Origin of the sequence: Nitrospira sp. ND1 (assembly GCF_900170025.1) — a bacterium.
Classification (GTDB): Bacteria; Nitrospirota; Nitrospiria; order Nitrospirales; family Nitrospiraceae; genus Nitrospira_A.
The window spans coordinates 18,099-31,953 of record NZ_FWEX01000006.1; the positions used below are offsets into that span (position 1 = coordinate 18,099).

21 protein-coding genes are annotated in these 13,855 nt (G+C 60.2%); 14 read left to right on the forward strand and 7 right to left on the reverse strand.

The genetic code is table 11. The features are described from left to right. Positions 1-51: 51 nt before the first annotated feature. Complete coding sequence (locus NSND_RS04605; protein ID WP_080877872.1) at positions 52-705, reverse strand: hypothetical protein; 654 nt, start codon at positions 703-705, stop codon at positions 52-54. A 169-nt stretch (positions 706-874) separates the two neighbouring features. Here NSND_RS04605 and NSND_RS04610 point away from each other — a divergent pair, with 169 nt between their 5' ends. Then, positions 875-1,327 carry a hypothetical protein gene (locus tag NSND_RS04610; protein ID WP_143833408.1) on the forward strand — a complete coding sequence of 151 codons (453 nt, stop codon included), beginning with the start codon at positions 875-877 and terminating at the stop codon, positions 1,325-1,327. 38 nt (positions 1,328-1,365) lie between these two features. Here the strand turns inward: NSND_RS04610 and NSND_RS04615 are convergent, their stop codons facing one another. Together NSND_RS04615 and NSND_RS04620 are read right to left on the reverse strand one after the other, a co-directional pair. After that, positions 1,366-1,635: a putative signal transducing protein gene (locus NSND_RS04615; protein WP_080877874.1), complete on the reverse strand. Its 270-nt coding sequence runs from the start codon at positions 1,633-1,635 to the stop codon at positions 1,366-1,368. Between the two features lie 229 nt (positions 1,636-1,864). Then, positions 1,865-2,149 (reverse strand): hypothetical protein, encoded by a 285-nt coding sequence (locus NSND_RS04620; protein ID WP_080877875.1) that lies wholly within the window; start codon positions 2,147-2,149, stop codon positions 1,865-1,867. Positions 2,150-2,196: 47 nt separating this feature from the next. Here NSND_RS04620 and NSND_RS04625 point away from each other — a divergent pair, with 47 nt between their 5' ends. The 4 genes from NSND_RS04625 (at position 2,197) to NSND_RS04640 (ending at position 5,839) form a co-directional block, all read left to right on the forward strand. Next, on the forward strand, positions 2,197-2,949 hold the full coding sequence (locus NSND_RS04625; RefSeq protein WP_200810500.1) for a TenA family transcriptional regulator: 753 nt from the start codon (positions 2,197-2,199) through the stop codon (positions 2,947-2,949). A 20-nt stretch (positions 2,950-2,969) separates the two neighbouring features. Next, positions 2,970-3,845, forward strand: coding sequence for a formylglycine-generating enzyme family protein (locus NSND_RS04630; protein WP_159450636.1), 876 nt, complete (start codon positions 2,970-2,972; stop codon positions 3,843-3,845). 174 nt (positions 3,846-4,019) lie between these two features. Then, complete coding sequence (locus tag NSND_RS04635; RefSeq protein ID WP_080877877.1) at positions 4,020-5,165, forward strand: response regulator; 1,146 nt, start codon at positions 4,020-4,022, stop codon at positions 5,163-5,165. 38 nt (positions 5,166-5,203) lie between these two features. Further along, a complete protein-coding gene (locus tag NSND_RS04640) occupies positions 5,204-5,839 on the forward strand; it encodes a response regulator (RefSeq protein WP_080877878.1) in 636 nt (211 codons plus the stop codon). A gap of 11 nt (positions 5,840-5,850) precedes the next feature. On the opposite strand, the gene NSND_RS04645 is transcribed toward NSND_RS04640, so the two are convergent. The 3 genes from NSND_RS04645 to NSND_RS04655 are packed head-to-tail and all read right to left on the reverse strand — an operon-like array spanning position 5,851 to position 7,121. Further along, a complete protein-coding gene (locus tag NSND_RS04645; RefSeq protein WP_080877879.1) occupies positions 5,851-6,540 on the reverse strand; it encodes a hypothetical protein in 690 nt (229 codons plus the stop codon). A 4-nt stretch (positions 6,541-6,544) separates the two neighbouring features. Then, the gene (locus tag NSND_RS04650) at positions 6,545-6,862 is read right to left on the reverse strand and encodes a hypothetical protein (RefSeq protein ID WP_080877880.1); all 318 of its coding nucleotides are present in this window, start codon (positions 6,860-6,862) and stop codon (positions 6,545-6,547) included. Between the two features lie 31 nt (positions 6,863-6,893). Beyond that, the gene (locus NSND_RS04655; RefSeq protein WP_080877881.1) at positions 6,894-7,121 is read right to left on the reverse strand and encodes an FmdB family zinc ribbon protein; all 228 of its coding nucleotides are present in this window, start codon (positions 7,119-7,121) and stop codon (positions 6,894-6,896) included. An 81-nt stretch (positions 7,122-7,202) separates the two neighbouring features. Here NSND_RS04655 and NSND_RS04660 point away from each other — a divergent pair, with 81 nt between their 5' ends. The 5 genes from NSND_RS04660 to NSND_RS04680 all read left to right on the forward strand — a co-directional run bounded on the left by NSND_RS04660 (position 7,203) and on the right by NSND_RS04680 (position 10,114). Continuing rightward, complete coding sequence (locus tag NSND_RS04660) at positions 7,203-7,457, forward strand: hypothetical protein (RefSeq protein WP_080877882.1); 255 nt, start codon at positions 7,203-7,205, stop codon at positions 7,455-7,457. A gap of 14 nt (positions 7,458-7,471) precedes the next feature. Next, positions 7,472-8,623, forward strand: a complete 1,152-nt coding sequence (gene hemW / locus NSND_RS04665; RefSeq protein ID WP_080877883.1) for a radical SAM family heme chaperone HemW — start codon at positions 7,472-7,474, stop codon at positions 8,621-8,623. A 69-nt stretch (positions 8,624-8,692) separates the two neighbouring features. Next, a complete protein-coding gene (locus NSND_RS04670; protein ID WP_080877884.1) occupies positions 8,693-8,890 on the forward strand; it encodes a hypothetical protein in 198 nt (65 codons plus the stop codon). A gap of 99 nt (positions 8,891-8,989) precedes the next feature. Next, complete coding sequence (locus tag NSND_RS04675; protein ID WP_080877885.1) at positions 8,990-9,706, forward strand: hypothetical protein; 717 nt, start codon at positions 8,990-8,992, stop codon at positions 9,704-9,706. A gap of 114 nt (positions 9,707-9,820) precedes the next feature. Next, entirely contained in the window at positions 9,821-10,114 is a 294-nt protein-coding gene (locus tag NSND_RS04680) for an ATP-dependent Clp protease adaptor ClpS (RefSeq protein WP_080877886.1), read from the forward strand. Between the two features lie 49 nt (positions 10,115-10,163). Here NSND_RS04680 and NSND_RS04685 read toward each other — a convergent pair whose 3' ends face one another. After that, positions 10,164-10,511 carry a hypothetical protein gene (locus NSND_RS04685; protein WP_080877887.1) on the reverse strand — a complete coding sequence of 116 codons (348 nt, stop codon included), beginning with the start codon at positions 10,509-10,511 and terminating at the stop codon, positions 10,164-10,166. 247 nt (positions 10,512-10,758) lie between these two features. Here NSND_RS04685 and NSND_RS04690 point away from each other — a divergent pair, with 247 nt between their 5' ends. From NSND_RS04690 to NSND_RS04705, 4 genes are all read left to right on the forward strand, one after another. Next, positions 10,759-11,436 carry a DUF3386 domain-containing protein gene (locus tag NSND_RS04690; RefSeq protein WP_080877888.1) on the forward strand — a complete coding sequence of 226 codons (678 nt, stop codon included), beginning with the start codon at positions 10,759-10,761 and terminating at the stop codon, positions 11,434-11,436. Positions 11,437-11,465: 29 nt separating this feature from the next. Next, positions 11,466-11,867, forward strand: coding sequence for a DUF5069 domain-containing protein (locus NSND_RS04695; protein ID WP_200810501.1), 402 nt, complete (start codon positions 11,466-11,468; stop codon positions 11,865-11,867). Positions 11,868-11,941: 74 nt separating this feature from the next. Continuing rightward, entirely contained in the window at positions 11,942-12,499 is a 558-nt protein-coding gene (locus tag NSND_RS04700) for a hypothetical protein (protein WP_080877890.1), read from the forward strand. A 448-nt stretch (positions 12,500-12,947) separates the two neighbouring features. Next, positions 12,948-13,544, forward strand: a complete 597-nt coding sequence (locus NSND_RS04705; RefSeq protein WP_080877891.1) for a hypothetical protein — start codon at positions 12,948-12,950, stop codon at positions 13,542-13,544. Positions 13,545-13,855: the final 311 nt, after the last annotated feature.

The following is a 13,855-nucleotide window of genomic DNA, read 5'->3' on the forward strand; positions in this document are numbered from 1 at the left end:
GGGCGAAAGCCACACGCCTGGCTGCAAGTCTGTCTCATCCCACCGGGATCGTTACTGGGTAGGCGGTTCGATCTGCTCCAATTGACGGGCCGTGCGAGCGTCTTGCGCGCGATAACTTTGCTCGGTCTGGCTTCTCATTTTCCCCAGCACATTCTCCATGGCCTGTTCCGATCCCTGCTGAGGCGAGCCGGTCACCGCCTCGAAGGAAGGCATGCCTGAGATCGCCACCTGATAGAGAGCCGCGACGCCGACCAGCACCAGGAGAAACTTGCAGAGCAGCCGGATGCCGGGGTTGGAACTCATAAATATCGGCACCAGCAGTGCCAGCCAGCAGACGCCGGCCAGGATGATGACGGCGGTTTGATGGGCCGTGAGGCCCTTGATCGTGCGGGACCCGACTTTTGCCGCGATGACGTTGAGGAGGTTCTCCACCACCCCGGAAGCAGACGGTGACCGGCTGACGGTTGCAGCAGCCACAGGCGCGGGAGCAGCGGTCGGCGGAGCTTCCGCAGTGGCCATCGTTCGCACACGCCCGCGAAACTCTGCCGGTACCTGCTCGAGGTTATCGGTCAGCACAGCCTGTCCCTGAGCATCGGTGTAGACGTAGAGCGGTCCCGCCCCCGCCACGCCGTACCATGTCAGGCAAATACCCAGCATGATCAGCCCAATCCAACATCGGTTGATCGAATAACGCCAGCACCCCATGCGTCGCCCTCCACGGTCCTGCTTCAAGCATAGCAGGTCGAACAGCCGGCTCAAGGGAGTGAAACCCGTCTCTGATGCCCTCCCCCTCCCTTGACGGAGCGAAAAACGATTGTTTAGCATGCAGAAGTACCAGCACTCTTCTTGCCCATTCGATGACGGAAGGACCATTGTGACCGATCAGACGACCTCTGCAACTCCCGTTTCGGCCCTCCCCCCGGCGGTGGAACCGACACCCTTCATCCGCCAGCGGCCGGTCCGGATCATTATCCATACGTTTCTGGGGTTATTCGTGGTCGCCCTGATCGCGTTTCGTTTCGTGCCGGGCTGGCTGGATCCGGACTTCTCGAAGCACATCGAAAGCCACCGAGTGATGGTCGGCATGGACCGTAAACAGGTCCTCGACTCCTGGGGCTCCCCGAATACGATGAATGTGACGCACACCAGCGACGGGCTGCGGCGCGAAGAATGGATTTTCGAAGACTGGGAAAGTCCGGCGGTCGTGAAGCACCGCTACTTGTATTTCGAAGAAGGCAAGCTGATCGGCGGGCATTTTTCGGGATCGGATGTGCGCCTGCCCATTCCCACCACACCTGAGCCGGTCAAACCGAAGGGTCATCCGTAGGCGGCCGTTGACCGGCCGGTAGCCCGCTGCTCAAGACGTCATCCGTCCACATCACCGGTCGTTTCACGAATGTGCAGGGCCAGACGGCTGAGCAGCACCTCGGCCCGCTGCTTGTCCCGCTCCTCCACCATCACCCGGCTGCCCAACAGCGCGACCCCGGGGTACAACGCCCCGACGTGCTCATGCTGCACCGTGTAGGTAATCCCATTGCCGTCGAGCAGGCTCTTGATCAACGCCAACTCACCGACATCACCCGACTCACACAGGGTGACCAGCTTCGTGGAATTTTCAGGGTGGTGTCTTGGCATGAAGGTCGGCCTCCCGGTCGGCAGTTCGAAGCCACATTCCGATCAGGCTTGTCTGGAACCGGCAGGCCGGGCGGCTGACAGTGCGCGATTCGTTGCAATTCTGTCGGTTGGTCAATACACTGACTGATGAGTGAGTACTGCACCTTCCATCAGGTCGGCTAGACTACATGCGAGCGAGGCGAGAAGCCATCCACCGGTTGGCTGGCACCGGCGGTACGACACGGACGACTTACGGGGTTTCAGTGATCTGCACCCGCCGTTCCTTCCCGGCGCCCCCCGACACAGTCAGCACTCGCTTCCACTCGCGGACTTGGTAGATCGCCCAGGCCTGAGGCTGGTCCTTATAGAAGGCATCCGGATCCTCACCGGAGGCGTTCAGATAGATCGGTTCGGTAAATCCTTCGTCCAGGACATAATCCAGCAGGCAGTCGGTGGTAAACCCCTTGCCGTGCAGGGCCACTTCGGCGAGGAAGTTGAGAATCTGGTCGGAGTCTTGAATCGTGATAGGCTTCATCTGATCGGTGGCTGATTGTAGCCAGTGAGAAAGAAGGAAGGCAAGGCATGGCACACAAGAGATTGACCCGCACACAATTTCTCGAACGGCTGTTGGCGATCATGGACTGCAAACACCACTGGGCCTGGCCGATCATCATGGGGCCCGGCATCACGAAAGCCCAGCTGAAGCTTCACTATCAACAGGAGTTCCTGGTCTACGTTCGCGACTTCCCTGTTCTGCTGGCCCGCGTGCACGGGCAGAATCCGCCTTCCGATGTGCGGCGCATGTTGGCGGAGAATATTTATGAGGAAGATACCGGCGGGCTCTCCTTCGGCCGATCCCATCCCGAACTCTTTAACGAAATGATGCGCGGCCTGGGCTTCGACGGCGAGACGTTTCGCAGGACGAAACTCCTCCCTGCCAGCGCGCGGTATCGAGCATGGCTGGAAAAGGTCACGGCCAGTCGTGACTGGGTGGTCGGGGCGGCTGCCCTCGCCGTATTTGTCGAGGGCAGCATCAAGGACCGGCAGGAGATCCAGGCGCCCTCCAAGCCGAAAACCGAGACGGAGATTGAAGCCTATATCGATGCCCATCCTCTTATTCGTCACCATGGAATCGACCGGCAGCACATGGATTTGATTCGCGCCCACCAGAAGGTTGAGGCGGGTCATCGACAGGATGCGTACACGATGGTCGTCAACTACGCCGAAACCAGAAGCCAACAAAACGCTGTGCTCGCATGCGTCACCAAAGGCCTCGCCTTGTGGATGGCCTACCGCGACAGCGTCGCGAAAGCCTGTAAGCTGAAGAAAGCCTAGCCCGGATGAGACTGACCCGTGTGCTCCTTCTGACACTCTGCCTCTTTCCGACCATCGGCTATCAGCCATCAGCGTTCGCGGCTCCTCGGGTTGACGACATGGTCATGGTTCCGGCAGGTGAATTTACGATGGGGGCCTCGGCAGAGAGCGGCGGGCTTCCGGATGAACGTCCGCTACGGCTCATCTACCTCGGGGCGTTCTGGATCGATCGGCACGAAGTCACCAACGTAGCCTATCAGGAATTCGTGCAGGCCACCGGATACCAGGCACCAGCCAACTCCGCTCCGGCATTGACGTTGTGGGAGCACAACGCGCCTCTACCCGGCATCGAGCAACATCCCGTCGTCAATGTCAGTTGGCTTGATGCCGTGGCCTTCTGTCGCTGGGCGAACAAACGCCTCCCGACTGAAGCGGAATGGGAAAAGGCGGCACGGGGAACAGACGGGCGAACCTATCCCTGGGGCAACGAATGGAGTTTCGAGAACGGCAACAGCGCGAGCTACTGGGCCCGTCAGACGGTGCAGTTCGCCGACAGCACGGAATGGGACGCGTTCTGGGTCAAGGGTGTCGGCGCAGCCATCTCCAAAGAAAAGGGCCTGAAGGGAGAAATCCTGACCTTGCCGGTGGGCAGCTTTCCGGCTGGTGCCAGCCCCTACGGAGTGCTGGACATGGCGGGCAATGCCGCCGAATGGGTGCAGGACTGGTACAACCCCAACGATTACCGCACGGCGACGCTCACCAACCCCCAGGGTCCGGAACGCGGGGCCATCAAGGCCATGCGCGGCGGATCCTGGCTCAAACCGGCGATCAGCTTACGCACGACTGATCGCGACTGGGGGACGATGGACAGCCGCCCTTCTGGAACCGGGTTCCGTTGTGCCCGGGACGCCTACTGATCGGGGCACCTCCCGTCGCCGCTTCAAGCCTCATGCTGAGTGCCCCTCTGCTACCCTGTTCTGCCTGCTCGAATTTCAGGAGATCCTAGGTGCCCTACGCAATCGCCGCTATACTGCAGGTGAGCGCGACGCACTATCCTCGTCGCCGGGCGCTGATCGTTCGAGCACCGCACCATGACACTCCACACCGCCCGATTCATGACGACCGGCATCCTCGTCCTGCTGACGGGCCTCATCTTCCTCGCCGAACTGACATCTGAATTCAGACTGGCCACCTGGCTTCCGTACTTCTTGTTGACCATTCCGGCTTCTCGCCTCTATCCCCGACATATTTTCCTGGTTGCCGTCGGAGGATGGTCGCTGTTGATTGTGGCCGGATGCCTCGCACCCTTTCCAGCCGAGGAAGCAACCAACGCGCTCGTGAGTCGCGCAATCGGTATCCTTGGTGTATGGATCATCGCCTATCAGCTTGATCGACAACCTGCCGCTTGCGGCCTGCGCGAGGTCAACCGACCCACGTTGCCCGGATCGGAACATCCCCAGTTACAAGGACCGGCGTCTCAGGCGCCGGAGCCGGTCCTGCCGCTCGTGCCTGCGGAACCGGCAGAACAGAAAACCCGCGTCTTACTGGTCGACGATTCGATTGAGTCGCATACACTGATGCGGTTCTATTTCCGGAATACGCCGTACGACCTGGAGATCGCCTCGGATGGCGAGCAAGCCGTCGCGACCTTCCAGACAGGCCGATTCGACTTCGTCCTCATCGACCTGCACCTGCCCGGGATGGACGGCTTCACCGCCACCCGCGCGATGCGTGCCTGGGAAACCGCCCACAAACGCCCCCTCACCACAATCGTGGCACTGACAGCCAGCAGCGTGGCTGACACTCAGGCACAGAGCCTGGCGGTGGGCTGCACGGACTTCCTGACCAAGCCCATCACAAAAGCGCACTTGTTCAGCACCCTACGCAAGTACCGCCGGTCTTCTCCAGTCACCGACACCACTCCGGCACAAGCTGCGGGAACGCCGGACGTGACAGAGCGCATCGACGACGAGCTCCGGCGACGCCGGCCCGCGTTTCTCGCCAATCGCCGCACGGATCTCACCCTGATGCAGGATGCCCTGGTTCAGGGAGACTATGAAGCGATTCGCACCACGGGGCACCGCATGAAAGGCCTCGCAGGCTCGTTCGGGTTTCCCGACATCGGGGCGGTAGGACAACGACTGGAACAGGCGGCTCGATCCCGGGATCGGGAGGCGATTCGCCGGGAACTCGACGGACTGGCGACCATGCTCGACGGAGTGGATCAAGCCGCCTGAGGGGATTTCAGGAGACCCTTCGAAGGAACAGAGGGACCATGAGTATTCTGATCATCGACGACTTCCAGGAAGAGCGGGACCTGCTCTTCACCATTCTCAACAGTGCGGGGTTCGGCCCGCTCCTCCCGGTCGGCACCGCGCGGGAAGGGCTGCACCTCCTGGGGGTCGGGAAACGTGGAAAGCAGACCAGCGGAATCGACCTGGTGCTGATGGATATCGAAATGCCCGAGATCGATGGATTGGAGGCCTGCCAACGCATCCGGATGGAGGAGCAGCTGCAAGGCCTGCCCATCATCGTCATCACGGCGCACACGGAAGCCAAAGATATTCAGGCGGCCTATACGTGCGGCGCCACGGACTATATTCGGAAACCGGTGATCCCGGCTGAACTGATCGCCCGGGCGGCCAATGCGCTCAGCCTGAAACAGGAGATCGATGCCAGGAAACTTCGTGAGCAGGAACTTCTGGAGCGGACCAAGGAACTCGACCACGCGTTCGAGCAGATCACCACGCTCCATGGTACGGTCCACATCTGCGCCAAGTGCAAACGCGTAAAAGCCGACGGCCCGCATTGGCAACGCGTGGAAGATTACCTACGCCGGCAGGCCCGCGCGAAAGTCGCCGAAACCGTGTGCGACACTTGTCTGCATCAGGCCTATCCCCACCTGAAATAAAGACGTCCCGGTCACGGCTGCTTTTCCTGTCCGCCCTCCAGCACAAAGTCAACCGACTCGACACGCACCACCGGCATGATGAGTCCCAGCCCCTCTGCTTCATGGGAGAAATCGTACATCAACGACTCCTCCGGAATCAGCCGACCGGTGATCAGGACCGCAACGGGGGCAGGCGTTCCCTGCTGGATCCGCGTTCTGAGCTTGGCGGTCCCCTGCCCCGCCAACGCAATGAGCGTGGACGGCAGGTCCTCATGCTTGAACCGCACCTCACCCCATGCGGTTCGGTTGAACTTCGGCCCCAGTACGACGCGGAATCCGCCCTCCCGCTCATCGAACCCGGACAGTTCGCCGAGCCAGACAAACGCAATCAGCCACTGTAACGGTGCCTTCCCTTCACGCCGGGCATCGCGCTCGCGGTTGAGCGCAAAGAGTCGTTCATCGTGGCCCGGGTCATGGTGCCCCTGCCCATAGACAGTGGCCCAATCGGGCGGCGCGCCGTCCAGTTCCACAAGAAACTGTTCAATCGATTGCTGCTCGAGAAGGAGATGGGTCTGAGCGGGAAGGCTCGCCAGAGCGGCAGCCAGGCCGTTGCGTAACGGCCTGACACCGGCCGATTCTTCTGCTCGCGTGGAGACAGGACTCAGGGAGCCCAAGAGCAGGAGGGTCATGAGGAGTCGCAACCCTCTGTCGAAGCGAATCATGGGCTCAGGCGGCGGGTACCGACACCCGCTGAAAGAGGTCGCGAAGGTCTTTTGTTCCAGGATGGTCCCACGACAACACACCCATATCGACCAGCACCTGAAGCCGGGGCGCTGGGTCCAGCCGAGGCAATGAGGCGGCAGGGACCGGCTGGGACTTCAATACCTGCGCGTAGACTCCGATCCAGGATTCCGTCACCGCCCGCAATCCGGGGTCGGTGGCTTTCATTCTTCCCAACCTGACTTCCTGCAGCAACTTGATCAACGGGTCCGACTGTAGGAGCGTCCCGATCGCACGACGCACCTGCTCTTCCTGCTCGTCCATGATGAGGATGATCCAGTGAAATAAAAAATAATTAGTTCATCGAACAGGAACCGGGGCCGCGAGGATCCCCGCAGGAGCCACACCCGCCGCCGGAACTGGAGGTGACGGGCCATCCGCCGGTTGCGCCGACTCCAAAGGCCGAAAACTGCTTGTCGAGTCCCGTAGCCTTGCACGCGGGACAGGCCGGCACGACGTCGCCCCGGACCAACAGTTCAAACCGATGGTTGCATTCCTTACAGACGTACTCGAATATGGGCATGGTGCTGTACTCCTTGAGATTTAAAATATTATAAGTAAGGTCGGTTCCACTTCGCAATCATCAGCCGATGGGAGTCCACAGATGTGGTCAGAAGATACATCGTTTGTCTTTCGAATCAGTCTCGAAGCGCAATTCCCCGACGACTATGAAGGCCCTCACGATGAACATGCGTGGCTTCGTGAGTGGGAACTCCAGATCAAACCAGTACTCATCAAGAACCTGTTCGAGACGCTGCGAGAATATCCCGCGTGGAAGGCGCATGTCCGCAATCGCGGGAAATCGCCGACGGAAGAAATTGAAGTCGCGATGACCCGGGATTTTTCAACGGCACCCTAACCGGACGAACAGCCATGCGTCAGGCGACCGGCCGCGGCCTCTACATTCACGTGCCCTTCTGTCACCAGCGCTGCCATTTCTGCGCCTTCTATCTCGAAATTCATCACGCGCGTGCCGCGGAGGAATTTCTGGGGTCCCTGACGACCGAACTGCGCCTCTATGGTGAGCAGCGGCTCTTTGGATCGGAACCGTTGCAATCGGTCTACTTCGGTGGCGGGACGCCCACGACCCTGTCCGCTCCGCAACTCGCCACCGTCCTGTCGGCGGCGAGGGAGACGTTCGGACTCCAGTATGAGGCTGAAATCACCGTCGAGGCCCACCCGGGATCAGTCACGCGGGACAGCTTGTCTCACCTCCGCAGAGCCGGATTCACGCGGGTGAGCTTCGGCGCCGAATCCATGAATCAACTCGAATTGGATCGAGTCGGACGCCCCGGCAGTCCTATGAGCACCGTGCAGATGGTGACCGCTGCGCGGAAAGCCGGCTTCACCGATCTGAACCTCGACCTCATGTACGGCCTACCCGGACAAACCATCGAGAGTTGGGCGGCCTCGCTGCGCCAGATCGTCGATCTCGCCCCGACGCACCTCTCCTGTTATGCCCTGACGGTCGAAGAAGGCACCGCCTTGCAGGCGGCGATCCGACGTGGGACGGTTCCCGCCCCTGACGAGACGCTACAAAATGAGATGGAAGATCTGGCGGAGGACGTTCTGAGCAGAGCAGGTTTCACGCGCTACGAAATCTCCAACTACTGCCGTCCCGGATTTGCCAGCCGACACAATCAGTTGCACTGGACCGGCGGAGACTATCTCGGCCTGGGGCCCAGCGCGCAATCCTATGTCGCGGGCCGGCGGTTTGGAAATGTGAGCGATCTGAGCATGTACAATGCCTCTCTCCGAACCGGCGCCCTCCCCGTGACAGCATCCGAGCAACTCACGACAGCCGACGACGCCTGCGAACGACTGGTGTTCGGACTCCGGCTGACCGAGGGCATCACGCTCGGGGAAACGGGAGCCCTGGCATTCTCAGGTTTGACCGGCAAAGTAAACGAATTGATCGGCGACGACATCCTCGAACGCAGGGGTGAGCGGGTACGACTCACCGCCCGAGGCCGGCGCTATGCGGATACTGTCGCAGTAGCCCTGCTGGCAAGCCTGGAGCCCTAACTATCCTCCTCCCATTGACTTCGGGACCCGACAGAGGGGAGACTGACGAACTGAAAGGAGGCCTCCGTCATGCCAGTGAACATGGACCCCACCAAGCGGCGCCGACGTCAGTCCGCCGAACAGGCTGCGGCCGCGGCCGACCAGGACAGCAGCCAGATCAAGCGATTCGGAGAAGATACCGAAGCCGATCGGGAAAAGGCCATTGCAGAAGCGGAACTGAAAAACCTCTGGGACGCGACCGAAGTCATTGATATGGATACCTGGTGATTGAGCGCCGTAACCAGCAGAGATCGATACAACCAGTCCCGCGCACCACTCGAGCACACACCGATCCGATCTCACCTTCGATCGACAGCCATACGATCCATGAACGCCTTGTCCCCCCGCAACGCTCTCTTTCACCCGTTCCACCTCTGTGCCCCGCACACCCTTGAGGCTCTGCTCGCACGGTACGATGCCGTCCATTTCCGCGACTACATGGCGCTCCGTCTCACTCCGCTGATGGGCACCACGGCCTATCAGGACCGCATGGGGGACGATCATCCGATGCTCGTCACGAGCGGCCGGCTGGTGCAAGGCTATCCGGTCAGCGGCCCGCTGGACGACACCGCCGTGACGGCCATTGATCGTGACCTGAGCGATTCCCGTTGGCGCACCCTGTTCCATGACGGGCTCAGAAACGACCGGCGTTTTCAGCGCGGGCTCTTCGACCTGACGCATGCAATGAGGATCGGATCGTCGCTGGTGCCCGGCCCGGCCGCGTTGCTCCGACTGCTTGAGCCGAACCGTGCAGCCGCGCTCTACAACGTCGCCCTCGTGCAACGCCTCGCAAAACCGACCCTGACGCTGGACGAGGCCTATCAATTTGAATATGGTCTGGCCTTGTTGAAGACCGCCGCCGCGCAGGTCTATACCATTCGCCTGTCCCGAGCGCACAACCTGGTGCCGGTCACCGACTCCCACACCCACCATGTCCTGCTGAGCCGGACCCTGGCCCGTGAGGGGATCGACCTCGCCCACGAATCTATCGGCGCGTCCGTGGGAGCACCATTGTCGCAGCACACATCAGGGCTGCATGAATAAACCAGAGTTGGGATACTCAAGGAGCTTGATGCCACTGATCTACCGCTGTCATGAGTTCCGGTTGCATTCAGCCCTATCTCACCTGCTACACTCCGCGCCTGGCGAGACGACCGCATGAGCACACTGACCCCTGCCATGACCCCTGAGGCCCTCGACACGACCGACGTGGGCACCGGCGACGACCTGGAAGCACGGGTCATCGTGTTCAACTGCGACTGCCACACCTATCAGCAGGTCATCGCGCTCTTCTGCAAATGCATTCCTGGAATGAACTCTTCCCGGGCCTTCGAATTGGCGTGGCGCATCGACCACGAGGGCCAGGCGACGGTCTATTCGGGAGAGCGAAAAGCGGCGGAGGAGATCGGGAAGAAACTGGCGGCCGGAGGGTTACGGGTCGGAGTGCAGTAGAGAAGGGAACGGGGCTGGTCTGCGCCGAGGATCTCGACGCAGACCGACTTTACTTGGCTGGTTTCTTTGCCCCTGTTGCCTTGGTGGTTTTGGGCTTGCCGGCTGCTACAGGCTGGGATGTGGAGGGCTTCGGATTGCTCTTGGCGCTGCCATGCGCACCCTTGGCCATCTTCGCCGGTTTGCTGCTCGCCTGACTGGCCTTTTGTTCCTGCGCAGCCGCCGCTTTATAGTAGGATTTATTAAGTTTGCTGAGCATGTCGCCGTTCAGAACACGCACCTGGTACAACTCGAACAGCTTGCTGATGGCCTTGGGGTCGCCCTTGCGCGCCAGTCCCAGAAGCCGCCGCCGTTGATTCATTTCTTCTTCTTCAGTATGAGACGCTGCTCGCCGCTCCATAGCGCTCCTTTCAAAGGATGCCCGAAACTCACTGCCCAAATATGCCAAATTGCCGGATGAAATGCCCCGCAGTATAACAGATTCGGCCTAGCCAGTACTACACAAACATCGGTCATCCGGGAGAAAATATCGCGCCCTGGCCTGTTCGATCCGATCCGGTCCACCGATCAGGCCTCGGGTTGTAGAGGGGGGATTGAGGTCTCTATAATCAGCTTTTAGCCTTCACCACGACACAAAGGAGCACCTGATGGAACATGCTGCAGCGATCGATACACAAACCACCGTTGCCGACAACCCCCAAGCCCGCGCCCTGCTCCAACGGGCCTTCGAGAGCACGGCCAGATGGCAACCTGATTTTCGAGGATTTTCGGCCGACCTGACGGTGAATACCAACGGCCAGCAGGTGCGCGGAACCGTGGTGGTCAAGGGACCGCGTGAGGTTACGGTGCAGTTGCCGGACGAAACCATTCAGAAGTGGGCCCAGGAACAGATCGGCATGATCGCCGTGCACCGCGCGCCCCGCAAGTTCGAGGAATCGGACGGCAAACACCGCCTCACCATGGAAGCCGGCGAAGACCACCCGCTCGGCCGTCGGTTAGACATCCACGGCGACGGCATGCAGTCTTTCTACCGAATCAAAGATAACCGCATCACGCAGATCAATCGGAAGATGCCCCATGTGGCGTTCACTATCAACGTGGAAGAAAGCAGCACCACGCAGGACCAGAAACAGCTGACCACCAAGTACACGGTGTATTATTTCGCGCCGCAGGACGCCAAGCTGCGCAACGTCGAGAGCTTTACCGACACCCATATGCGGGTCGGCAACTCCGATCTGCCGTCCACACGCCGGATCATTTCGTACGAAAACGGCGCGGTCCTGGTTCGAACCCTGACGTTCACCAACCACAAGTTGCTGGCCTGATGGATTTGCGCACGACGTTCCCGCGCAGCATGCGCGTTAGATTGGAAGGATATGTGCACCTCGCGCGCATGATCGACAAGTGCCGCGCTGTGCTCGCGGGAACCGAAGGCGAGTATATCTATCCCTGCCCCATGGATGACCGGCTGATGGCATTCGCCGGTATTACCGCGGCGCAGTTCACCGCGGCCGTGAAGCAACACCTGAGTGACGAAGGCGTCATCCAATGGTTTCGCGGGATGGCCACGCCACACCCCCAAGCCGAGCTGGAAGAGTGGAACCGGATGATGTTGAGCCGGGGGCCGACCACGCCGGAGAAGCAGGCTTCATTTAATAAGTACCGGGACGCCGTGGATCCTTCCCGCACTGACCTCACCAGCTGGGCCGACCTCCAGGACCTCGAAGAAGGTCGGACGGTCCCACGAAGAGCCTAGGGGGCAATGGTTGACATCTGCTCCGCCTGCGCGTCGAGAGCAGACTCGTCCTACATTTTCATAGGAGGCACAACATGGCCCTGTTACAACAGGATCTTGTTCCTGCAAGCGGTGACTCGCTCATTACGTTCGACACCGATACCAACCTCGAATGGTTGAGCCTCACGAAGACCGTAAATCTTTCCATTTCGGACGTGCGGAACGGCACCGGGGGCTACGCCACCACCTACGGTTTTCGTTACGCCAACGGCGCTGAGCTCCAGGCGCTGTGGAACCATGCCGGAATCACAAGGTTTGCCCCCAACCAGCCTGTACCATTGCCCGATAGCAACTCCGCGGGAATACAAAAGCTCATCGACTGGATGGGCGGCGCGACGAGTTATCCGACAACCGGCACGATCCAGACGCAAGGAATCTTCATGGTTCCACCAGCACCCGGCCACCCGGGGGTGGGACAACTCTGGTTCTTCACCAACAACCCTGGTGGGTCGTACGCAACCACGGATATTTTTCCCAATGTACCTCAAGGAGTGACGCCGGAAGACTACCGGAGTTCTGCGCTGGCATCGTATCTGGTACGCAATCCCGTGTCCCCTGCTCCTCCCCGTAACCTTCGGGTGGGCGAAAAGTAAGGCGTGGCCATCGACTCGTTTTTTCACGGCAACTCTGCGCATCAGGGATGAAGCCCATGACGCGGAGAAGGCCGTTTCATCGACAGCAACCTGCCAGCTCCATGAAGCCGGACGGAATCGGCTTCATGGAGCGTGGGCTTCGAGGCAGGACAGTTCACCGCAGCAGTGAAGAGCCGGCACGACGCAGCGGGAATCCGACGCATGGGTCGAATCGTATCCATACAGATTCCGGCTGTATCTCCCCCGATACGTGTTGTTCACGATTATTTGTACTTACGACGCGCTTTATTGCTGCCCCGTGATCTTCCGCCAGGGCTACGTGCCTCACTCGGAATGGTCACACAATCAGGAAATGATGGCATTGAGACGTACTGGCATATGTATCGCAACCCTGACGATAGACCTCGCGCAATCGCCCACTCCACCACCATCCGCAGGAGGTACCGACATGGCTCTTGTTCAACAGAATCTTGTTCCCGCAACCGGCGACCATCTGGTGACGCTCGACACCGAAACCAACCTTGAATGGTTGAGCCTGAATGCGACGGCGAATCTGTCCTACCTGGAGGTGCTGGGTGGCGCCGGAGGGTACACCACCACCTATGGCTTTCGTTATGCCACCGGCCAGGAAATCGGACTGCTCTGGCAACATGCCGGCATCACAAAGTATGGCGTCACCCATGTGGTGCCGTTCCCTCAAAGCAATCACGTGGCGATGGAAACCCTCATCGAACTCATGGGCGGCGCAACGCTGTACCCATCGGTCACCAGCGGTTCCGTCCTGGTCCAGACACAGGGCATGATGAAGTTTCGAGGAGCGGGCGTCCCGACTCCCATCACCCCCATGAGCGTCGGGCAACTCTGGCTTTTCAAGAACAATCCAGGCGGGTCCTATGCAGACACCAACCCGGCTGGAAACGCCGGAAAACGAACTCCTGAAATCGCCTCCTATCTGGTGCGCGATCGAATCATGCCCGCCGGCTCCATCTCTCGTGGAAAATCCGCCAAGGCGGTGAAAGCCCGTAGCGCGAAAAAGCAGGGCTGATCTCAAGCAGCTCCATGAAGCCGAAGATCATCGGCTTCATGGAGCACAGGCTTCCATTTACTCCAGCCCTTTGGCGAACCCGTCTGCGCCCCCCACATTGATTTGTCCTCCGTAGAGGGATAGGCTACCACGTGTCCTGGTCGCGGGAGATGGTAGCTCCTCACGGGCATACTCGCTCCGCCACCGGCGACCATCACCGTATCACCGCAAGAGGGGTCGTATGGAAGACCTCAGTCCGCCAGATCACCATCATCGCCCAGACAACTAACCTGCCCCCTCGGGTACACAGTGAGGCAGTCTACTCCTGCACG